This window comes from Parabacteroides sp. AM58-2XD (assembly GCF_003463685.1).
GTDB classification, from domain to species: domain Bacteria; phylum Bacteroidota; class Bacteroidia; order Bacteroidales; family Tannerellaceae; genus Parabacteroides; species Parabacteroides segnis.
In genome coordinates this window covers 1-23,139 of the sequence record NZ_QSDP01000038.1, presented here as the reverse complement: position 1 = coordinate 23,139, position 23,139 = coordinate 1, and the positions used below count along the sequence as shown (strand labels likewise).

Here is a 23,139-nt window from a genome sequence, read left to right as displayed (position 1 = left end):
GGGGTTTTTGGTTTCTTTTTCCCAAAAATGAATCTTTTAACTCCTTGTGGCTTAACTTCCTCATTCGCCTTAATCATTTTTATTTTATTATGATCCAGTCTTTCTTTATATTTGTACCATCTAATTAATTATCAATTCTGAATAACATGGAAAACATCTCAAGAAGAACAGCCATTAAGACCGCATTAGTAGGCGGGGCAGCGCTTGCCGTATCAGGTCTGGAAGCAGCAAATCCCGCTAAAAAGAAAAAAGCAGAAACGAAAGAACCGCTGAAAGGGAATGTACGCCATTCCGTCAGTAAATGGTGTTTCGGTGACTATCCGTTGGAAGAATTTTGCGGAATATGTAAAAATATAGGAATCGAATCGATCGAATTGCTCGACCCGAAGGACTGGCCGGTTGTACAAAAGCACGGACTGACTGTCGCTATGTGCCAGGGAGCCGGTCTGGGTATTGACCGTGGATTTAACGATCCTAAACTGCACGACGAACTGGTTGCCAGTTATGAAGCGGTAATTCCCCAGGTGGCAGCAGCCGGATTGACGAATTTGATCTGCTTCTCCGGAAAGCGGAATGGACTGACTGACCTTCAGGGATGGGAAAACTGTGAGAAAGGATTGAAACGTCTGATGCCGCTGGCGGAAAAACATAATGTGGTCCTGACGATGGAGCTGTTGAACAGTGTAGGCCATAAAGATTATCAATGCGACCATACCGTTTGGGGGGTAGAATTATGTCGCCGTGTCGGGTCGCCAAACTTTAAACTTTTGTACGATATTTACCACATGCAGATCATGGAAGGAAATATCATCGAAAATATCCGAAAGTATCATGAATACTTCTCTCATATCCATACAGGCGGTAATCCCGGACGGGCGGAAATTGACGAAACCCAGGAATTATATTACCCGGCAATTATGAAAGCGTTGGTAGAAACCGGGTATAAAGGATTTGTGGGGCAGGAATTCGTTCCCCGCCAGCAGGATAAGATCGCTTCCCTGGAGAAATGTATTCGTATTTGTGATGTCTAGCTATATGAAGAAGACAAGAATTATACAACTCTGCTTCCTGTTGTTTGTTGTCGCTTTCGCAGGATGTAAAGGAAAATCCGGCTCGGAACAGGCTGGCGGTGCATTTACCCCGGGCGAACTGTGGCCGGATAATAACGGTGTGCATATCAATGCGCATGGCGGAGGAATCCTGCATGACGGCGATACTTATTATTGGTTCGGCGAGCATAAAACGGAAGGGACTGCCGGAAATAACGCGCTGGTGGGAGTTCACTGTTACTCTTCTAAAGATTTATATAACTGGAAAGACGAAGGCGTTGCTTTATCGGTTGTGACCGACGATTCTACACATAGCATAGCGAAAGGATGTATCCTGGAACGCCCTAAAGTAATTTATAATAAAAAGAATAACAACTATGTGATGTGGTTCCACCTGGAGCCTAAAGGAGCAGGGTATTCCGGTGCACTCAGTGGTATTGCCGTAAGCGATAAGGTGGCAGGCCCTTATAAATTCCTTCGTGCCGTGCGTCCGAATGCAGGTTCCTGGCCGACAAATGTACAAGATATTCATAAACAGAGAGTTCCTGAGTCTGATAGGAGCAAATTCACTGGCGGAAGTCTGCCGGCTCATCCGGACAGTCTGAATCTGCTGGGTCGTGATATGGAAGGCGGACAGATGGCCCGTGATATGAACCTTTTTGTTGATGACGACGGCAAGGCTTATCATATTTATTCTTCAGAAGAGAACAGCACATTGCATATCTCCCTGTTGACAGACGATTATACCAATTACTCCGCTACATATGCCCGCTTTTTCCCCGGACGTTTCATGGAAGCACCGGCGATGTTCAAACGTGACGGAAAATATTATCTGATCATGTCCGGTTGTACGGGGTGGGCCCCGAATGCCGGTCGTTCGGCTGTCGCACCTTCTATCTGGGGGCCTTGGGAAGAATTAGAGAATCCGTTTGTCGGTGAAGGCTCCGACCTTTCTTTCCATTCCCAGAGTACCTATGTATTGCCGGCTCCCGGTAAGTCCGGACAGTTCATCTATATGGGTGACCGCTGGACGCCCGAGAATGCAATCGACGGGCGCTACATCTGGCTTCCGATCCGTTTTGAAGGAGATCAGCCGATCATCGAATGGCAGGATAAATGGAGTTATTGATGTCGTTGTCCTGTTGTATTTGAAATTTAACAATATGTTTTTGTAAATTCATCGAAATCATACCGCTAAATTGATTTAATCTTCATTAATTTTGCAGCTTCGTTTTTGCGGGGCTGCAATTTTTTTGGCAGATAGGTGATCTTTATAATATGGATATATAATAAACATTTAAAATGAAACCAACATTATCAATTACCTCAAGGCAGTTAATGCTGAGAGAGATGCACGATTATTTAATGATCGCTCTTGGCATGTTTTTCTATGCTATTGGGTGGACCGTTTTCCTTTTGCCTAATGATATTACTACCGGAGGGGTACCTGGTATCGCCTCTATCGTGTATTGGGCGACCGGAATAAATGTGCAGTATACGTACTTTGCAATTAACGGCGGGTTGCTGATCGCTTCTCTTATTGTTCTGGGATGGAAGTTCAGTGTGAAAACTATTTTTGCCGTACTGGTGATGACTACTATCCTTCCCATTATTCAAAGTGCTACATCTAATCTGCATTTGTTGCAAGATCAACCGTTTATGGCTTGTGTCATCGGTGCTTCTTTCTGCGGAAGCGGTATTGGTATCGCTTTTTCGGCCAACGGCAGTTCGGGAGGAACGGATATCATCGCTGCTATTATAAATAAATACAGGGATATCACTTTAGGACGTGTTATTCTGATGACGGATATGATTATCATTTCTTCCAGTTATTTTGTACTGCATGATTGGGAAAAGGTCGTTTATGGTTTTGCCACACTTTATATATCCAGCTTTGTGCTTGACCAGGTGGTAAACAGTGCCCGCCAGTCTGTACAGTTCTTTATTATTTCCAAGAGATATGAAGAAATTGGACATCGCATCAATAAAGATCTCCACCGTGGTGTGACGGTGATAGACGGGACCGGAATGTACACCGGGTTGGGAGTGAAGATGATGTTCGTATTGGCCAAGAAGCGTGAGTCGACAACTATTTTCCGCTTGATTAAAGATATAGACCCGGAAGCATTTGTTTCTCAGAGTGCCGTCATCGGTGTGTATGGCGAAGGGTTCGACCATATTAAAGTAAAATAATTCGATATAATAGCTATATAGATTTATAAGGGTCCGGCTTCTATTCAGATACCGTCCTGTATATAATTTTCTGCCTTACTAACTGGTTGTCGATGGCTATCGGTAATATTATTTATAGCTGTCGACAATATTACTGATAGTTATCGATTATATTACCGATAGCTTTCGTAAACAGATTAGTAAGGCAGAAAATTATTTATAGAACCGGATGTTATTTCTGTTAGTACGCAATCTAAATCAATTATATTTAAAATTTCACCTTAGTTCTGTTAGAACTAAATCCCTTGCGCATGCAAATATAGTTCATTTTTATTATAATAGGTTAAATAGACAGGAAGAATGAATGTTTTAAGAAACATCTGTTAATAGCTGGAGAGCTATAAGCGCTCAAAATCATTGTTTGTTAGTAAAAACTAACGATATATGCCTCAGTTCTAACAGAACTATTTCCTAACTCTTTTAAGAGATAGATATATGTTTTAAGATAAATACTATTTATGGGTTTATGAATGATACAATCTTAATACTAATGCTTACTTAATTTTGATGTAATATGAGTGAAATACTATGTATCTATTTTTGCGCACCAATTATAGTTGAGACGCTATAACAAAATTATAAGCAATTGTTTATATGCAAATATCCGATGAGAAATTATGGGAATCATGTTTGACAGGGGATAAGGAGGCTTTCAAGGAAATCTATTGTCGCTTTTATTCTTTGTTGTATAATTATGGCTCCAAACTGGTTTCCGATAAAGATCTGGTAAAAGATTGCATTCAGGATATTTTCATTAAACTGATTCAGAACTATCCCTCTCTTTCTCCAACTCCAAATGTGAAAGGGTATCTGATCAAAGCCTTACGTAACAAGCTGTATGATGCATTGGAAAAGGAAAAACCGACTGATGATATCACCTTGTATGAAGAAGTATTTATAACAGACGAGTTATTCCCTTTACTCTCTTTCGACGATTCGGAAGCAGATGACCGTGCCAGACATCTCATGCAGGTTTTTTCTCTGCTGTCCTCCCATCAGCAGGAAATTATCTATTTATATTATGTAAATGGACTGAAGCATGAAGAAATAGCGGAGATAATGGGTATAAATTATCAATCCAGTAAAAATCTGTTATTCAGATCTTTATCCAGTCTTAAGAAATTATATCTGAAAAAAGATTGATTTTATTCAAAAAAAGTGAGTACCAAATGAGACCTCTCCCGTAATAGGGATAAAAGAGGTTACTTGTGGATAAAAAGCAAAACATATTAAATAAAAGATCATTTGAGCAGGCCGGGAAAGACCTACTCCGGAAAGTTCATGATGCAGAGTCTGATAACTTGCTGGAGGCACTGGCATCGTGGAAGGAGATTGAAGTCCGGACGACTCAGCCACGTACTTTATTCAGATTACGTTCCCGTTATATATTGTCTGTGGCAGCTTCAATAGCTGTATTTCTTTCTGTAGGCCTTTATTTTTGGATGGATACGAAGAGTGATACTTCTATGTCGCTTGCCTTGCTTGAAAACAACACATCGTCTTTGGCCGACGATGAGATTGTTTTGATCGAAAGCGATGATAAGATGCAATTGAAAGATGAATCATCGATCAAATATGATATGGATGGAAAATCGAATGCGGAACAGCATGTCGTAAAAAAGGAAATAACAGAAGAGAAGAAAGAGAAAAAAGAGGAAATCAATCAGATTATCGTGCCAAAAGGTCGGCGGGCGGACATTACTTTTTCGGATGGAACGAAAATGTATGTCAATGCCGGAACACGTGTTTTTTATCCGGCTGTCTTTAAAAAAGATAAGAGAGAAATACTTGTAGAAGGTGAGGTCTTTCTGGAAGTAGAGAAAGACCCTTCTCGTCCTTTTATTGTCAAAACCAACAGGTTTGAAGTAAAGGTACTCGGTACGCAGTTTAATGTTTGTGCATATAAAGAAGATGCTTTCACTTCTGTTGTGTTGGTTAACGGTAGTGTGGAGGTTAATTCCGGAAAGAATAATAGATCAGTACTCTCTCCCAATCAGATGATTAAAGTAAATGATAAAGGTACGGATATAAAGGAGGTAGATGTTTTTGAATATATCTGTTGGAAGGATAATATGATGATGTTGAACGGCCGGAAGGTTGGAGAGACACTGGATCGGTTATCCCGTTATTACGGTCGTAACATTTGGTATAATGAAGAGATTGGAAATATTCCTATTTCCGGGAAGTTGGATTTGCGGGAAAATATGGAAGATGTAATCAATATCATTTGCCAGTCAATGTTCCTTCAGTATAAGACAGATGCAAATAATAATATAATAATATCAAAATAAAATGCCTATGTAAAAGCCCTAGAGTTAAAAAAAAGAACCGAACGATACGGCCATATCACTCGGTTCTAAAGTTTCTTGTTTAATCTATTAATTTATGTATCAAAGAAAAAACGTTACAAATGTATGAAAAAGAATGAAGAATTCAGTCGAAAATCGACTCATTTTCTTAAAAGTGCATGTTTAGCCTTATGTCTGGTAAGTTATGGAGGATCTGCTATCTACGCAGCTTCTACTTATGCGGAACAAACCACGTTGACTGTCCGCATGAATAACCGGACTGTAAAAGATGTATTTTCTTACATCGAAAAGAACAGTGAATTTATTTTTGTGTACCATGGTTCAAACATCAATCTGAATAAAAAGGTGAATGTGGATGTCAATAATCAGACTGTTGAAGCCATATTGAAAAAGATGTTTGAAGGAACGGACATTGAGTATATCATCAATGACCGCCAAATCATCGTTCGCAAGAATGAAACAAACAAAAAGCAGGTAGCAGTCGTTGCTCCCCAGCAGGAAAAGAAAATCACCGTAACAGGTAATGTAAAAGATGCTACCGGCGAACCGTTGATTGGGGTAAATGTGATGGTAAAAGGAACTACCATGGGGAATATAACGGATGCCAATGGTAATTTCTCTCTATCGGATGTCGCTCCGAATGCAGTTATTAGTGTTTCTTATATTGGATATAAAACGCAGGAAATCGCTTTAAATGGTAAAACTGCAGTAAATGTGATTTTGAGTGAAGATAGCGAGGCTTTGGATGAAGTGGTAGTTATCGGTTATGGTACACAGAAGAAAGCGGACCTGTCCGGAGCTGTAGCTACAGTGCCGAAAAAAGTATTGGAAAACCGTCCGGTTTTGACCGTTGGACAGGCTTTGCAGGGATCGGTTGCTAACTTGACTGTTTCGATCGGTAGTGGACAAGCAACAGATTCACCTAGCTTTAATATTCGTGGTACGACTTCTATCAACGGTGGTAATCCGTTGGTTGTGATAGACGGTGTGGTTTCTTCAGCAGAAGAGTTAAACAGAATGAACCCTACCGATATCGGTAGTATTTCCGTTTTAAAAGATGCTGCGTCGGCTGCTATCTACGGTTCGCGTGCTGCATTCGGTGTGATTTTGGTTACGACTAAGACGGCAGGACAGGAAAAGTTGACAATTAATTATAATAATAATTTTGCAATGCGTAGGTTAACGGGGATGGCAGATGTAATTACTGATCCTTATATCGTAGCTTCCACCCGTAATACGATGTCTTACCCTTGGTATAACTTATACAATGAAGAACAATTGGCATATGCCAAGAAAGTTTCGGAAGATCCGAGCACTTCTCCTTATTATCTAAATCAGGATGGTACTTATTCTTATTTTGGTAGTACAGATTGGTTTGATGAGGCTTATAAGAATTTGGCATTTTCTACCAATCACACGGTCGATGTTTCAGGTAAGACAGATCGTTTAAATTATTATTTTTCTGCCAATTACAATTTTCAGGATGGTATGGTGAAGTACGGAACTGATAAATATAACCGTTATAACCTTCGTTCCAAATTGGATTTTAAATTGACTGACTGGTGGACGTTGGGTAATAATACCAGCTTTGTAAATTCAGACTATGATTCTCCGAACTATCTGGGAGATTCTTATTATTGGGAAGTAAACCGTATCAATCCGTTGGATGTGACTTATAATCCGGATGGTTCTTGGACAAAGGCTGGTAGTAGCGTATTCGGGCGTTTGGTAGACGGAGGTCGTTGGAACCAGCAGAAGACAACTTTCTCGACACAATTTACAACAAAGATCGATATTATCAAGGATGTTCTTTTTGTAAATGGTTCGTTCAACTATTCAACGAATAAAAATGCTGAAGAGGGATATTCTTTGCCTGTCGATTACTATGATGGTCCGGATAGACCGGCTGCTCAGCAAGACCCGGTATCTCAAGCTTACTTGAACCATACCAATGCACGTACACTTACATTTGATGCATATGCTACTTTCCACAAGTTGTTTAATGACAAACACGATTTCACGGCGATGGTTGGTTTCAACCAGGAAGATTGGCGGGATAATTATACCTCTGCGAGCCGTAAAGAATTGATTTCATCTTCTTTGCCTACATTGGGATTGGCTTCGGGTGATATGAATGTCGGACAACGAATCTATTCACTTTCTATGCGTAGTGTATTCGGCCGTTTGAATTATATTTATAACAATAAGTATATCTTGGCATTTAATGGTCGTTATGATGGAACATCACGTTTCCCACATGATGATCGGTATGCATTCAACCCTTCCGGTTCTGTGGCTTGGGTACTTTCGGAGGAAAACTTTTTCGAACCGGTACGAGATGTTGTTAATTTCTTGAAACTCAGATTCTCTTATGGTAGTTTGGGTAATCAGGATTTGAAAGAGAACTATTATGCTTATCTGGCTACTATGGGTTCCGGAAAGATATCTCAAATTTTAGATGGTAAACAACCGATAGGTGTTTCTGCACCGGGACTGGTTGCTGGTAACTTAACTTGGGAAAAAGTGACGACTGCCGACTGGGGAATGGATATTAATTTCTTAGATAACCGTTTGACTGCCACTGTCGATGGATATATTCGTCGTACAAAAGATATGTTGACAGGTGGTGCAGAGTTACCTAATGTTTTAGGAACCAGTGAACCTTTGGAAAATGCGGCAGACTTGAAAACAACCGGTTGGGATTTAACGGTTAGCTGGCGTGATAATGTGAAGCTGGCAGGGAAAACGTTGAATTACGGATTAAGCTTCAATATCGGTGATAGTCGTTCTTGGATCACTAAGTTCTCGAATGATACAGGGTCTTTGGATAGTTATTATGAAGGCTGGGAAATGGGATCTATCTGGGGGTTGGAAACAGAAGGTTTCTTTACTTCTCAGGAAGATATTGATAACCATGCCGACCAGACACAGGTCGCTTCTTATATCGGTACACGACCGATTGCACCGGGCGATTTGAAATTTAAGGATTTAAACGGTGACGGCAAAATTGATAAAGGCGCTTGGACAATTGATGACCATGGTGATTATAAGATTATCGGTAATAGTCGTGCCCGTTATGGTTTCGGGTTCAATATGAATGCAGATTGGAATGGTTTTGACTTGAGTCTGTTTGTACAGGGAGTTTTGAAAAAGAATTACAGTCCGAGTGGGGACTTGTATTTCTGGGGTATCTATGCACAACCTTGGACTAATATTACTTATGGTAACTATTATGATCGCTGGACAGAAGAAAACCCAAGTCAGGATGCTTATTTCCCGCGTTTTAAATCGTATGTTGCGGAAGGTGGAGCAGAAGCTGCTCTTACTCAGACCCGTTATTTGCAAAATGCGACTTATGCTCGCTTGAAGAACTTGACATTCGGATATACACTGCCAAAACAGTGGACAGATAAAGCAAATATCCAACGTTTACGTCTTTTCTTCTCTGGTGACAACTTGTGTGAAATAACAGGTTTGTATAAGCATTATAAACTGGATCCGGAATGTTTGGGTGGCCAAATGTATCCGTTGCAACGTTCTTATTCGTTTGGTTTAAATGTTACGTTCTAATTTTTAATTGCTGAAAGTTATGACTATTAATAAAAATATTATGAAAATAGCTGCGATAGGATTCGTTGGCATTTTAGGGTTAAGCGGATGTAACGATTCGTTTATGGACAAATATTCCGAGACTTCCATTACGGAAGAAGGTTTTTTCAAGTCGGCTGGTGATTTGGAAATCTATACAAATAATATGTACGGATATGTTACTTCCGATTATTGGGATGTCGCATCCGATAATGTGATATATGTAGAGGAGGCAAGTATCTATTCTAAGATGAGAGGAGAGCTGAATCCTGATAATGCAAGTGTATGGGGATGGGGTAGTATTCGCAATGTCAATTTTATGCTGGCAAGAGCAGATAAAGCAGAAGGTGATATGGCGGAAATTAATCACTATATCGGCTTGGCTCGTATGTTCAGAGCAAAGTTATATTATGATAAAGTATTGTCTTATTCGGATGTACCTTGGTATAGTCGTGATTTGCAGACTACGGATACGGAAGAATTATTTAAACCGCAGGATCCGCGTGCGTTGGTTGTTGATTCCATCATGGCCGATCTGGATTTCGCTGTAACTCATATGAAGGATGAAAGTGGTGCACGAACACGTTGGTATAGAAGTGGTGCATTGGCTATGCAGGCACGTATCGCCTTGTCAGAAGGTTGTTGGCGCAAATATCATTCGGAATTAGGACTGAATGATGCTGATCGTTTCTTTAAAGTGGCTGCTGATGCTTGTAAAGCGATTATGAATACAGGTAATTATGAGTTGTCTACCGGTGAAGGCGCATATGAGGCTTTGTTTAATAGTCAGGATCTTTCTTCTAATAAGGAGATGATCATTTTTGAAGATTACAGTAATGAATTAGGACGTAAGCATGGTGCCGGTGCCCGGTTTGATTGGACAACCGGCTTGTCACGCGACTTAATGGAAGATTATTATGTAATTGAAGATGGTAAGACAAAAAGATTTCAGGATGTGCCTGGTTATGATAAGAAAACATTTCTTGAGATCTTTGAAAACAGAGATCCCCGCCTGGGACAAACTTTCATGATGCCTGGTTTTATGCGTCCGGGTGAAACAGAACCTCATCGCCAGAAAATAACGATCGGTGGTTATCCGCAGGTGAAATATTCTCCGCTGACATTCGATCAGACAGAATGGGGTAAAGCCTATACAGACTTGCCATTGATCCGGTATGCAGAGGTCTTATTGATGTATGCAGAAGCGAAAGCTGAGTTAGGAGAATTAACTCAGGAGGATATTGATTTGAGTATCAATTTAATTAGAGATCGTGCCGGTGTGCCTCGGGCTACTTTGGCAGATTGGATGGCAAATGTCGACCCGGTTCAGGCTAATCGTTATCCGAATGTTACTTCTGCACAAAAAGGTGCAATTTTGGAAGTTAGACGTGAAAGACGTATTGAATTGGCTTGCGAAGGATTCCGTTATGCGGATTTAATGCGTTGGGGTGCTGGTAAGTTAATGGAAAAAGCTCCGGAGGGTATGTATATCGGTGAATTAGGCTATATTGACTTGACCGGTGACGGACAACCTGATTATGCAGTTGTGGCAACACAGGCAGATGCCGATGCTATTCCACAGGCAGATAAGGAAAAATATAAATTGAATATAGAGATTTTGGCAGGAAATACATTTGAACTGACTGGTGGAGATAAAGGATATATTCGTTTGATTTCTCAGGTTAATAAATGGAATTTTATTGAACCGAAGTATTATTATAGTCCGATATCAACAAAAGATATCGTACTGAACAAAAACTTAATTCAGAATAAATTTTGGACTAAATAGTCGGGAGCGCTTTTTTACTCTTTGAGTAGGAAATGAATATTATATATCTCAAAAGTTACATCTTTTATTTTAGGTGTGAACTTTTGGGATATATTTTTGAATCATTTTTATCTTTCTATCTTTGCGGTTGAATTACATTTAATATTGATAAATTATATACATGAAAACACAAAGTTTTGTTAGTATTACCTTGGTAGTACTTGTTTTGAGTGTTTTTATTTCTTGCTCTGAACAGAAAAAAGAACAACAACTCACTGTCCTTGCCTGGAACGTTTGGCATGCAGGGCATTCCAAAGCTTATGGACAGCAAGCCTGTGATGGGACGATCGGTATCCTGAAAAAAAGTCAGGCTGATGTCATCTTGATGGTGGAAACATATGGAGCCGCTCCTATGATTGCTGATTCGCTCGGTTATGATTATTATTTGATATCCAGTAATCTTTGTATCTTCAGCCGTTATCCGATCATAAAGAAATATACATTTCCGGATGTGATAGATACCTTCAATTTCGGAGGTGTAGAGATTGATATGGACGGGACTCCTGTCCGTCTGTTCGATACTTGGATTCACTATTTGCCGGATATGCGCCTTGTTCCGACCGATAAATCAGAAGAAGAAATATTGGCTTGGGATGATGCCGGAACACGCGATGAAGAAATCCGAAAGATACTCGGGGCTTTGAAACCAATGATTGCCGAATCAGATAGTATCCCTATCGTCATGGGCGGCGATTTCAACAGCCACTCGCATCTGGACTGGACAGAGGCGACCAAAGATATGTATAATCACGGTGGTGCCGTCGTGAACTGGACTGTCTCCAAAGAAATGCAGGCTGCTAACTTCAAGGATAGCTTCCGTGAGATTAATCCCGACCCGGTGAAGAATATCGGGACGACCTGGCTGACGGATGCCGATTCGCTGGAAACAGTCAATCGCCAGGATCGTATCGACTTCATTTATTACCAAGGAAAGACGATACAGGCAGTAGAGTCCCAATGCTATGACAATATTCTGGGTGAAACATTTTCTTTCAAAGGGGAAGACTTCTTTTATGCTTCTGATCACGGGTTTGTGTTGACAACCTTTACGATTAGAAAATAGAAAACTTACTACTAATATTCTAAATAAACACATTAATAACATGAAGAAAACAATCTTGAGCATCGCCCTGCTGAGCGGCATCGCTTCTTTTGCCAATGCAGCCTACACTGGGCATGTCTTTGTCGATAAAAACAACAATGGAGTATTTGATAAAGGCGAGAAAGCTATGGCAGGTGTTCTCGTTTCTGACGGTCTGAACGTCGTAAAGACGGCTGGCGACGGCTCTTTCACCCTACCCGGCCACGAACGGGAACGCTTCATCTTTATCACCACCCCTTCCGGCTATAAAACAAACAATAAGCATTATCACCGTATTGATGGCGACCAAATTTCGTACGATTTCGGGCTGCAACCCTATAGCGGAGGTATAAAATCCGACGGCAGTCATAAATATGTGCATATCGCCGATACGGAGATATTCAACACCGACAATCATGGTGACTGGGTATCCAACGTACGCGATTATACCTCCAACGAGGAGGCCGCCTTTATTATCCATACCGGCGATATCTGTTATGAGAACGGTCTGAAAGCCCATATCAAATTGATGAATACGGCCAATATGAACTGCCCTATCTTCTACTGTGTCGGCAATCACGACTGGTAAAAGGAAAATACGGTGAGGAACTGTTCGAAAGCATCTACGGTCCGGTCTTTTATTCATTTGATGCCGGTAGCGTGCATTATATTGTGACTCCGATGGCGGGCGGCGATTATCAGCCGGGCTATACGAAGGAAGATGTCTATCGCTGGCTGAAGAACGACCTGGCGCAAATCCCGCAAGGCAAGCCCATCGTCGTATTCAATCATGACTTGCTGACTTACGGCGACCAGTTTATCTTCGGTATCAACGACCAGGAACAAATTAACTTGAATGACCATAACCTGAAAGCCTGGGTATACGGTCACTGGCATATCAATTACATAAAGAAACAGGGTAACGTCTACTCTGTCTCTACTGCTACCCTGGACAAGGGAGGTATCGACCATTCTACCAGCGCTTTTCGCGTGCTGCACGTGGACAAGAAAGGTGATTTCACCTCTGAATTGCGTTACACTTATCTTGATAAAAGTATCCAAATCTCTACTCCGGCCGAAGGACAAGTTCCGGTATTGGCTTCGGGTGCTGTGCCTGTGACAGTGAATGTCTATTCGTCAGTCTCTCCCGTGAAAGAGGTTTCTTATTCTTGTCAGATAGATGGAAAGACATTTGTCAGCAATCGTAAGTTGAGCCAGGCTACGGACTGGTGCTGGAACTCCGAAGTACCCTTTACGGCTGCTCAACGTGGGAAGATGGCTACCCTGAAAGTAAGAGCACTCTTCAACAATGGCGAAGTGGCGGAAACCGAAACGGTATTCACCTACCAGCCAACAAATGTAAAACCGGATTTGTCAGCCGACTGGAATAACCTGTTAGGAACTCCCGAGCATGTTGCGACTGCTTCTTCGAGCGTAAACCCGCCTCTCGAAATGGCCTGGGTGAAGAATATTGGAGCCAATATCTATATGACTTCCCCATTGGTTTACAACGGTATGATTTATGTTGCCTCTGTCGATGAGAACCTGCAAGGTGATGCTCATATTTATGCCCTGAACGGACAAACGGGCGAGTTGCTTTGGAAATACCAGACACGTAATTCCATCAAAAACACTATCGCCATTGACAATGGTCGTGTGTTGGCACAAGACGCCCAGGGATATCTGTATGCCGTAGATGCCCAAAGCGGTAAATTAAGCTGGGAGAAACAACTGCCGGTAGCCGGCCTGCCTTCTTTGATCGAAGGTCTGGTTGCCTCCGACGGTGTTGTGTATGCCGGGACAGGCAAAGGTCTTTGTGCCATCGACACTAAAGACGGACGTGAGATCTGGCGCAATAAAGACTGGGGGCAGGGCGAAGGCACCACCACCACCTTCTCCGTAGGAAAGAATATGCTGATCGCCTCTTCCCAATGGCGTGCCCTCTACGGCAACGACCTGAAGACCGGTGAGTTGAAATGGACAGCCGACACTAACGGTCTGCGTAACCGCGGCGCATCGGCAGCCGTTCATGGTGACCTGCTCTACCTTATCTCCGACAAGTCTTTCTTTATCCTCGATGCCAATACAGGCCGTGTGATTGTTCGCAAGGAACTGCCTTTCAGTGTCGATGTAACCTCAACACCGTTACTGACAGATAAGGAGATCATCTTCGGCTCCGCAAAAGACGGTTTGGTCGCATTGGATAGCGAGACGCTAGAGATTAAATGGAAGTTTAATACCGGAGATGCATTGGTATATACTTCCCCTTACTCCCGTAAAGTATCTGCAACTATCGAGACAAGTCCTGTCTTATCAGGCAATACGGTTTATGTAGGAGCTTCCGACGGTACTATCTATGGCGTGAATAAGGAGACCGGAAGGTTTGCCTGGAAGCATGCGACAGGCGCTCCGGTATTCGGTTCGGTAGCCGTTTCGGGGAATACGTTGATAGCGGTCGATTTCGGAGGAAACGTGTATACGTTTGTTGCCGCCGAATAAAAGCTTGATACTAAGCTTTGAATAGAGAGGTGCGTTTCCAAAACGGAGGCGCACCTTTTGTTTGTATATGACTGGAGGATTCTATATCTTTGCATTATTACTGATTATAACTGTATTAAAGAAACCATTGAGATATGAAACGTTCTGAAGTTGTAGAGTTAATAAAAGAGACTATACGTCGTATTGCTCCCGGTGCAAAGACTATCTTGTATGGTTCGGAAGCACGGGGTGATGCCCGTCCCGACAGCGATATCGATCTTCTTATTCTGGTTGACGGTGATACAATGACACTGGCACAGGAAGAAGAAATAACGCTTCCTCTCTATGAGTTGGAGTTACGAACAGGCGTCTCTATCAGTCCAATGATCGTTTTAAAAAAGTTATGGGATAACCGTCCTTTCAAAACTCCTTTTTATGTCAACATTATAAATGAAGGGATTGTATTATGAAAGAAATATTGGATGAAGAAAGCCGGAAAGCTTTGATAGCTTACAGGCTTCAACGGGCTTATGAGACGTTGAAAGAGGCAGAGGTCATGATACGGGAATCATTTTATAATGCAGCCGTTAACCGTATGTATTATGCATGTTATTATGCAGCTGTAGCTTTATTACTGAAATATGATATTCAGACTCAGACTCATAATGGTGTGAAAACAATGCTTGGGTTGCATTTTATTTCTACAGGAAAGCTGTCATTAAAAATAGGCAAGACTTTCTCTACTCTCTTTGAAAAGAGGCAGAGTGGTGACTATGATGACTTTGTCTATTGCGACCAAAGCATGGTCGAAGAATTATACCCACAGGCCAGCCTGTTCATAGATTCTGTAAAAGAGATACTTACCAAACCTTAAGTCGGATAAGCATCTCTTAGGGAAAGTTTGGGGGAATTTATTTCAATTTAAATGCTACTTTATTGCGAATATCTGTTGAGGAAGCGCCGATCCATGCTTCGAACTTACCCGGTTCGGCTACCCATTCATGGCGGGCGTCATCGAAGAAACTCAACGCCTCTTTTCCAATGGTGAAGGTTACCTCCCGGGTCTCTCCCGGAGCCAGTTTTACCTTGCTGAAGCCTTTCAGTTCCTTTACAGGACGGGGCAGGGATGATTTCAAATCACTGATATATAGCTGTATTACTTCCGATCCTTCACGACTGCCAGTATTGGTGACAGGTAGGGTAATGGTAAGCGTTTCATCCTGTCCCATCACTTTCTTGTCGGCTATGGCCTTCCCATAGGCAAAAGTAGTATAGCTCAGGCCATGACCGAAGGAGAACAGCGGTTTTGTCTTTTCCTTGTCCGCCCAGCGATAGCCGACGAAGATTCCTTCGTTGTACTTCTGATCCACGATAGGGCTGCCGTAGTTGCGGGGAGTACCCGGATATTCGCCCAGCTTATGCGCACCTACATCCTGCAAAGAAGCGGGGAAAGTGAACGGCAACTTGCCGGACGGATTGACATCGCCCGTCAATACCGAAGCAATGGCACTGCCTGCTTCCGACCCCAGATACCATGCCTGCACGATGGCGGGGACTTCTTTCACCCACGGCATGGCGATGGCATTGCCTGAGATATTTACTACAATCAGGTTCTTGTTAGCCTTTGCCAGGGCGGTTATTACCTTATCCTGGCCGTAAGACAGACCGAGTTCCTTACGGTCTGCATCCTCGCAGTCCTGATGCGCGCTCTTATTCAGGCCGCCGATAAAGATGACGTAATCGGCCTCTTTGGCAACGGCAACGGCTTCGGCTATCAATTCTTCCGGCGAACGGCTGTCCTCCAGGTCCTGACCGGATTTCACACCATTGTATTCACCGCTCGGGTCGCCTACATAACCACGTGCATAAATGACTTCCGCCTGGTCGCCCACCCGTTTCCGGATGCCGTCCAGCGGGGAGAGTTCGTATTTTACTTTCAGGGAAGAAGAACCGCCGCCTACAGTCATCATCTTGATGGCATTCTCGCCGATGACGGCTATTCTTTTTGCCCGGTTCAGGTCGATAGGGAGCAGGTTATTCCGGTTCTGCAACAACACGATGCCCTCTTCACCGATACGGCGGGCTGCGGCAAAATGGGCTTCCGAGCAGAGCGAGCCGTACGGACGGTTTCTATTCATCGTAGTGCGGTAGGCGAGGCGCAGGATGCGTCTTACCTTGTCGTCCAGTTCTTTTGTTCCGACTTTGCCTTCACGAATCAGTTTCAGGTAAGGATCTGCCAGATAATAATTGTCGTAAGCGTTGCTGGCTCCGTTGGACAATCCGTTGGTCCAGCTTCCGAACTCCATATCGAGTCCGTTGGTGATGGCTTCCTGCGTGTTATGAACGCCTCCCCAGTCAGAGACGACAACACCGTCGAAACCCCATTCGCCTTTCAGTATGTCGTTCAGGAGGTACTGGTTATGGCAACCGTGCTGATTCTTGTACAGGTTGTAGGAACCCATGATGGCCCAGGCATTTCCTTCCTGGACGGCTGCTTTGAAGGCGGGGAGGTAGATTTCGTAGAGGGCACGGTTGTCTACGATGACGTTGGTCGTATGGCGGTTTACTTCCTGGTTGTTGAGTGCATAATGTTTCACACAGGCAGCCACGCCGTTCTGCTGGACGCCTTGCACATAGGGAACTACCATCTTTCCGGCCAGATAAGGGTCTTCGCCCATATATTCGAAATTGCGTCCGTTCAGTGGCGAACGGTAGATGTTTACACCGGGGCCCAGCAAGACCGTTTTATTCCGATAGCGGGCTTCTTCACCGATGCTTTTGCCATATAACCTGGCTATTTCCGGGTCCCAGCTGGCAGCCAGGCAGGTCAGAGCCGGGAAGGCTACGCAGGAGTCGTTGGTCCATCCCGCCTGCTCCCATTCATCCCATAAGACTTCGGGACGAATGCCGTGGGGACCGTCGGTCATCCAGAATTCAGGAATGCCCAGGCGTGCGACGCCCGGCGAACAAAACTTGGACTGGGCATGTGTCAGTGCTACCTTTTCTTCCAGCGTGAGGCGCGACAGGGCATCTTCCACACGTTCTTCAATGGGTTTGCTACTGTCCAGATAAGTGGGGACTTCCTGCTGTGCCTGCCCGAAACCGGGCAGCAACAACAGACAGCAAGCGATGTATTTAATCAGTTTCATATTGTTATTGTGTCTTTAAACCTAGTGAGCGGATATATTCGTTTTGTATGACGCATTGCTGTATACGGCTGTTCTCGATAAACTCCGTTAAAGCTGCTTTGGCTGTTTCCTGGTCCGGCCGGGCATCACGGATTTCCTGGTATGTACCCCGGGGAGCTTCGGAGAAGGCAACGACAGCGTCCCAGCCGGCCGGTGCTTTGATGCCGGCAAAGGAGGATTTGTCGATTTTCTTGTACGGCCAGAACGTCCAGCCGATATTGTTCTCTTCCATCACATGGCAGAAAGCGTTCTGCCAGGCTTCTGTGTTATGTCCGATTTCGCCCATATACATGGGGAGGTTTACCCGGTCGCGGAAGTCGATAATCTCCTGGATGGCTGCTTTGGAGGCGTTGCCTCCGTAACGATGGCAGGTGTACATGATTTTATCGTCGAAGGTGGAGTCGGTGAATGGGCTGAAGTTACCGTTCCACTGCGCGCCGCCCAGCAGGATGATATGGTTGGTGTCTGCCTCGCGGATGGCGGCTGTGGCTCGTTTATACAACGATTCCAGCTTGCCGTTCAACTCTTCCATATTGCTGAAATAGGGCGCGATAGGCTCATTTGCCAGTTCGTAACCGAGGATAACCGGCTCGTTCTTGTAATAGGCTGCAATCTTTTTCCAGATGTTGCAGAATAGCTGCTGGCTGGCTTCGCTCTCGAATAGCCAGGGATACCCGTAGCTGTCGTCGATGTTGTCACCGGTCTGTCCGCCCGGAGCGTCGTGCATATCGAGAATCAGGTAGAGACCTGTTTCGCGGCACCAACCGACTACACTGTCTATGCGGGCGAAACCGTCCTGATTGGCCGTCAATCCCATATAATCCTCGTCGGTGAAGAGTTTATAATGGAAGGGAAGACGGATGGTATTAGTACCGGTCGCCGCAATGAACCGTATATCGTCGCGGGTAATATAGTTATCTTTGAACGCTTTCCAGAATTCAGCGGTGAAGTCGGGACCGACCAGTTCGCAGAGCATCTGGTTGATGCGTCCCGGCGAATTTGTCTTGTTGAAGCCAAACATATACCCTTCCGGGTTCAGCCAGTTGCCAAGGTTCGTCCCTTTGATAAAGAACTTCTGCCCTTTGGAGGTAATCAGGTCGGTGCCGGAGATACGCATGAATGCTTCCGGCGGCAGGTCGGCCGTATCCGCATCTGTAGTGCCGGTGTGCTGCCGGCATCCGGTAACGGATACCAGCAGGAGCATGAGCATTAAATAGATATTCTTTTTCATGTCTGTTATTTTACTGTGAATGTTGTTTGTAATCCTTCGGCGCTGTTAGGGCCGACCCAGAGGTTAAATTCGCCCGGTTCGACTACTCTTTGCCGGTCGATGTTCCAGAAGGCCAGTTCTTCGACGGGGAGTGAGAAAGAGACTGTCTTTGTCTCACCCTGCTTCAGAGGAATCCGCCGGAAGCCTTTTAGCTCTTTGACCGGACGGGTGATGGAGCCGGCTTTGTCCTGTACGTACAGTTGCACGACTTCCGTGCCTTCATACTTACCGGTGTTTGTCAGGTCGAAGCTGATTTCCAGTGTTCCGTCGACAGCCAACTGATTCGTTGCCAATTGCAGGTTGTCATAGCCGAAGGTGGTGTAAGACAATCCGTAACCGAACGGGAATAAAGGGTCGAAACCGGCATCTATATAGAAGGATGTACAGCCCAGGGAGGTCTGTCCGGCTTCCTGCGGGATATCGTCTATCAATGTTTCCTGGCGGGAGGCGGGGCGGCCCGTATTGTTATGTGCATAGTAGACAGGTATCTGACCTACCATCTTCGGGAAGGTAACGGGTGTTTTTCCGCTTGGTACCGCTTTTCCGAAGAGCAGGTCGGCAAGGGCCGATCCGCCCATTGTTCCCGGATGGAAAGCGTAGAGAACGGCGTCGGACTGTTCGACTTCCTGTCCGATTGTCAGCGGACGGCCTGCCATAACCACCGTCACAAGCGGTTTCCCTGTCTTTGCCAGGGCGGCTATCAGTTCGCTTTGCGCTCCCTGCAAATGCAGGTCGGCTAACGAGTGCGCTTCGCCTGAGAGGATAGATTCTTCTCCGGCGCATACCAGTACGGCATCGGCACGCATAGCGGCATTCACGGCTTTGGCGATGCCGGCTGTATGCTTGTCGCGGCTATAACCTAATCCGGGTTCGTAGATGATTCGTACTTTATCGCCATACATCTCTTTCAAAGCGGTCAGAACCGTTTGCGTATGTGCTTTTTCTCCGTCGAATACCCAGGTTCCCATCTGGTCGTGGGCGGCATCGGCCAACGGGCCTATTATGGCAAGGGTACGTATCTTATCGGTAAAAGGTAAGGTTTCGCGGTCGTTCTTTAATAAGATAACCGATTGTTCTGCCGCCTCTTTGGCTTTTGCCAGGTGGGCGGGCGCATATTTTACTTGTTGGTCTGTGTCTGTATATGGATTATCAAACAGTCCCAGGCGGAATTTAAGACGGAGGATGTTACGGACTGCTTCATCAATCGCTGCTTCCGATACTTTCTTCTCCTTGACAAGTTCTTCCAGGTTACGGATAAACGTGCCGCTTACCATTTCCATGTCGATGCCGGCATTCACGGACTTCATGGCTGCCTCTTTCTCGTCTTTGCAGAAACCGTGGGAAATCATTTCGGCCGAGGATGCCCAGTCTGTTACCACCAGTCCGTCGTAATTCCATTCGCCGCGCAGCACATCTTTCAGGATGAAACTGTTCCCTGTCGAGGGAATTCCGTCGTTATCATTGAAAGAAGTCATGAACGTGGCGCATCCGGCTTTGGCAGCCGCTTCGAACGGAGGAAAATAGACGTTGCGCAGCTGGCGTTCGGGAATAAAGGTGGAATTGTAATCGCGTCCTCCTTCCGATGCACCGTAGCCAACAAAGTGTTTGGCACAGGCAGCAACAGCCGTCGGATTGTTCAGGGAATCGCCTTGGAAACCTTTCACCATGGCTACCCCCATCACGGAGCTCAGATACGGGTCTTCACCGCAGCTCTCGGCGATGCGTCCCCACCGTGGGTCGCGCGATATATCGATCATCGGGGCAAAGGTCCAGCGGATGCCGTCGGCCGACGCTTCGACAGCCGCCACACGGGCACCGTCTTCCACCAGTTGCGGGTTGAAAGTCGCCGCCTGTCCCAACGGGATGGGGAAGATGGTTTTATAACCGTGGATGACGTCGCGCGACATAAGCAGGGGAATACCCAGGCGGGATTCTTCCACTGCAATTCTTTGCGCTTTGTTTACCAGCTCCGGGTCGGTCAGGTTCAACAGCGAACCGACATTCCCTTCCCGGATTAACCCGGCCATTTCTTCCAGGCCGCCGAAAGGACTTAACTGGTTCATCTGGCCAATCTTTTCCTGCAAGGTCATTTGCCCTAACAAGGCATTCACCCGGCTTTCAATATCTCCTTCTTGGGTTCCCTGGGGTTCTGCGCATGATAAGAATGGCAAAAGCAGCAGGTAGACAGATAATCGTTTTATTTTCATGGCATAGTAAGATAAACAGGGATATCCTCCGGGATGAAACAGCTTATTTCATTCTTTGGATATCCCCTATTTAATAATCAATTAATATGGATTCTGAACAGTAGCTCCATGAGATGATTCAATTTCAATCTGGGGAATCGGAAGATACTTTTTGTTCTCGGTCCACTGCGGACGCTGCGGAATAGCAGCTCCTTTCCCAGTCCATTTCAGTTCGCCGTTGATAACCAGATTGAGAGGTTTTCCGTCTGCATTGGTTTTAACTTCGCCTTTCGGCTTGTCCTGCGTAACGGTACCATCCGTACAGACAAAACGATGGGCATCCTTTGTCACATAAATAGCACCGCCACCCGGTTTCAGGACTTCAGCGGCTTTACCGAAACGAATCAGGTCGAAATAACGTTTTCCTTCACCCAGTAATTCTACCCGGCGTTCCTGCATGATGGCTTCTTCGGAAATTGCTTTGGGACTCAGACCGGCACGTTCGCGTATCTGGTCGAAATAACCTTGTGCTTCTCCCGATTGGTGCGCCATGCCAGTTCTGCTGCAACCAGCAGAGTTTCTGCATAACGATACAGGTGGAAGTTGTTTTCCCAGTTCAGGTCCGCATCGCCAGCCTGGTCGGCCTTACCGCCCGGACGGCCCAGATATTTGCGCAGGAAATAACCGGTGTTCTGGTAACGTCCCGTATAATTCACGGCGATTCCCCTGTTCATCATTTCCTCCTGGTACGTATCCAGGTTCAGGACTGCTACATCCCGACGGATATCTCCCGGTTCGAAGGCTTCATATGCATCCTGGGTAATCACACAGAAACCCCAGCCACCTTCAAATTCGGTATATGGGCCATGTCCCGTTTCCTGACCGCCGACGTAAGTCAAACCATCCACACCAATCATAGCAGGGATGACAGTACCCCCACAGGCCCCAGCATCGCCCCAGCCGCGTTTACCACCGGCTGAGATGTAGTTGATATCGAGGATGATTTCATCGGACCATTCCGTAGCATAAGTGAACAGGTCGTCGTAGTCCGTAACCAGTTTATATTGTCCCGAAGCGATAACCTCTTTTACATAACCCAATGCTTTGGAGTAACGGCTTTCGTCTTTCTGATACATGACATAATCGGCATAGATCATGGCAGCGGCTGCCTGAGTCATTCGTCCGGCCCATGTTAGTTCACGTTTCATCGGAAGAATTTTGGAATCCAGCACCTCTTCCAGGTCGGTTACCATGTTATTGTATACTTCGTCTGCTTTCAACTGCTCTGCGATATACGGGAAAGTCAGGTTCTCCGTATAAAATGGAACATTCCCCCAGGTTTTCCACAATACCAGGTAATACCAGTCGCGCAATACCCGTCCTTCTGCGTTGTAAGACTTTTTATCTGCTTCGGAGATGTTTGCCTCTTCAGCATTGTCCATTAAGCGGATGGAGCGGTTGATGCCGGAGTAGGCAACGGTCCATGCTCCTTTTATGTCATTGGTAGGGCTACAGCCATACCAGGAGATTTCGTGAAGATAACCCTGGTCGGACGTGTCGCTACCACCCGGGTAAATATCATCGCTTGCAGCATCCCAGGCGAGGTTCAGAGGGAACCAGCCGTTATAGTAATCGAACCACTGCATCGGGTCGTAAGCGGCTGCCATGGCTTCTATCATTTTGGCATTGTCAGTATAATACCCTTTGATGGGCACACTGCTTGCCGGTTCTTCGGTTAAGAAACTGTCGCCGCACGAAACAAGTCCTGATGCAAGTAGTATGGCAGCGGCGAAAGTATATAGTTTATTCTTTTTCATATCGATTTTCCATTTAAAATCCAAACAAAGTTGGATAATTCATTATTAATTAACTTTTATAATTTATCTTTGTATCAGGATGTTAAGAGGAAGTAGGCTCTGCTGAGGAGCAA

At 44.9% G+C, this 23,139-nt stretch carries 13 protein-coding genes and 2 pseudogenes; 11 read left to right on the top strand and 4 right to left on the bottom strand.

Annotated elements, in window-relative coordinates; translation table 11 throughout:
• Positions 1–146: 146 nt before the first annotated feature.
• The 11 genes and pseudogenes from DXA15_RS11095 to DXA15_RS11045 all read left to right on the top strand — a co-directional run bounded on the left by DXA15_RS11095 (position 147) and on the right by DXA15_RS11045 (position 15,439).
• On the top strand, positions 147–1,031 hold the full coding sequence (locus DXA15_RS11095; RefSeq protein WP_009860359.1) for a TIM barrel protein: 885 nt from the start codon (positions 147–149) through the stop codon (positions 1,029–1,031).
• Positions 1,032–1,035: 4 nt separating this feature from the next.
• On the top strand, positions 1,036–2,178 hold the full coding sequence (locus DXA15_RS11090) for a glycoside hydrolase family 43 protein (protein WP_128134051.1): 1,143 nt from the start codon (positions 1,036–1,038) through the stop codon (positions 2,176–2,178).
• 173 nt (positions 2,179–2,351) lie between these two features.
• Positions 2,352–3,242, top strand: coding sequence for a YitT family protein (locus tag DXA15_RS11085; RefSeq protein ID WP_128134050.1), 891 nt, complete (start codon positions 2,352–2,354; stop codon positions 3,240–3,242).
• Between the two features lie 633 nt (positions 3,243–3,875).
• Positions 3,876–4,424: an RNA polymerase sigma factor gene (locus tag DXA15_RS11080; protein WP_009860356.1), complete on the top strand. Its 549-nt coding sequence runs from the start codon at positions 3,876–3,878 to the stop codon at positions 4,422–4,424.
• 65 nt (positions 4,425–4,489) lie between these two features.
• Positions 4,490–5,572, top strand: a complete 1,083-nt coding sequence (locus DXA15_RS11075; RefSeq protein WP_010801089.1) for a FecR family protein — start codon at positions 4,490–4,492, stop codon at positions 5,570–5,572.
• 123 nt (positions 5,573–5,695) lie between these two features.
• Complete coding sequence (locus tag DXA15_RS11070) at positions 5,696–9,160, top strand: TonB-dependent receptor (protein WP_009860354.1); 3,465 nt, start codon at positions 5,696–5,698, stop codon at positions 9,158–9,160.
• A 19-nt stretch (positions 9,161–9,179) separates the two neighbouring features.
• Entirely contained in the window at positions 9,180–10,967 is a 1,788-nt protein-coding gene (locus tag DXA15_RS11065) for a RagB/SusD family nutrient uptake outer membrane protein (protein ID WP_009860353.1), read from the top strand.
• A 160-nt stretch (positions 10,968–11,127) separates the two neighbouring features.
• Positions 11,128–12,069: an endonuclease/exonuclease/phosphatase family protein gene (locus DXA15_RS11060; protein WP_009860352.1), complete on the top strand. Its 942-nt coding sequence runs from the start codon at positions 11,128–11,130 to the stop codon at positions 12,067–12,069.
• Between the two features lie 40 nt (positions 12,070–12,109).
• Positions 12,110–14,586, top strand: a pseudogene (locus DXA15_RS11055) (PQQ-binding-like beta-propeller repeat protein).
• 134 nt (positions 14,587–14,720) lie between these two features.
• On the top strand, positions 14,721–15,035 hold the full coding sequence (locus DXA15_RS11050; protein WP_046145927.1) for a nucleotidyltransferase domain-containing protein: 315 nt from the start codon (positions 14,721–14,723) through the stop codon (positions 15,033–15,035).
• Positions 15,032–15,439 (top strand): HEPN domain-containing protein, encoded by a 408-nt coding sequence (locus DXA15_RS11045; protein WP_046145928.1) that lies wholly within the window; start codon positions 15,032–15,034, stop codon positions 15,437–15,439. The genes DXA15_RS11050 and DXA15_RS11045 overlap by 4 nt, the downstream gene beginning before the upstream one ends.
• A 37-nt stretch (positions 15,440–15,476) precedes the next feature.
• On the opposite strand, the gene DXA15_RS11040 is transcribed toward DXA15_RS11045, so the two are convergent.
• The 4 genes and pseudogenes from DXA15_RS11040 to DXA15_RS11025 all read right to left on the bottom strand — a co-directional run bounded on the left by DXA15_RS11040 (position 15,477) and on the right by DXA15_RS11025 (position 23,026).
• A complete protein-coding gene (locus tag DXA15_RS11040) occupies positions 15,477–17,714 on the bottom strand; it encodes a glycoside hydrolase family 3 C-terminal domain-containing protein (RefSeq protein WP_128134049.1) in 2,238 nt (745 codons plus the stop codon).
• Between the two features lie 4 nt (positions 17,715–17,718).
• Entirely contained in the window at positions 17,719–18,984 is a 1,266-nt protein-coding gene (locus DXA15_RS11035) for a glycoside hydrolase family 5 protein (RefSeq protein ID WP_128134048.1), read from the bottom strand.
• A gap of 5 nt (positions 18,985–18,989) precedes the next feature.
• On the bottom strand, positions 18,990–21,230 hold the full coding sequence (locus tag DXA15_RS11030; RefSeq protein WP_128134047.1) for a glycoside hydrolase family 3 N-terminal domain-containing protein: 2,241 nt from the start codon (positions 21,228–21,230) through the stop codon (positions 18,990–18,992).
• A gap of 81 nt (positions 21,231–21,311) precedes the next feature.
• A pseudogene (locus DXA15_RS11025) lies at positions 21,312–23,026 on the bottom strand (RagB/SusD family nutrient uptake outer membrane protein).
• Positions 23,027–23,139 lie beyond the last annotated feature (113 nt).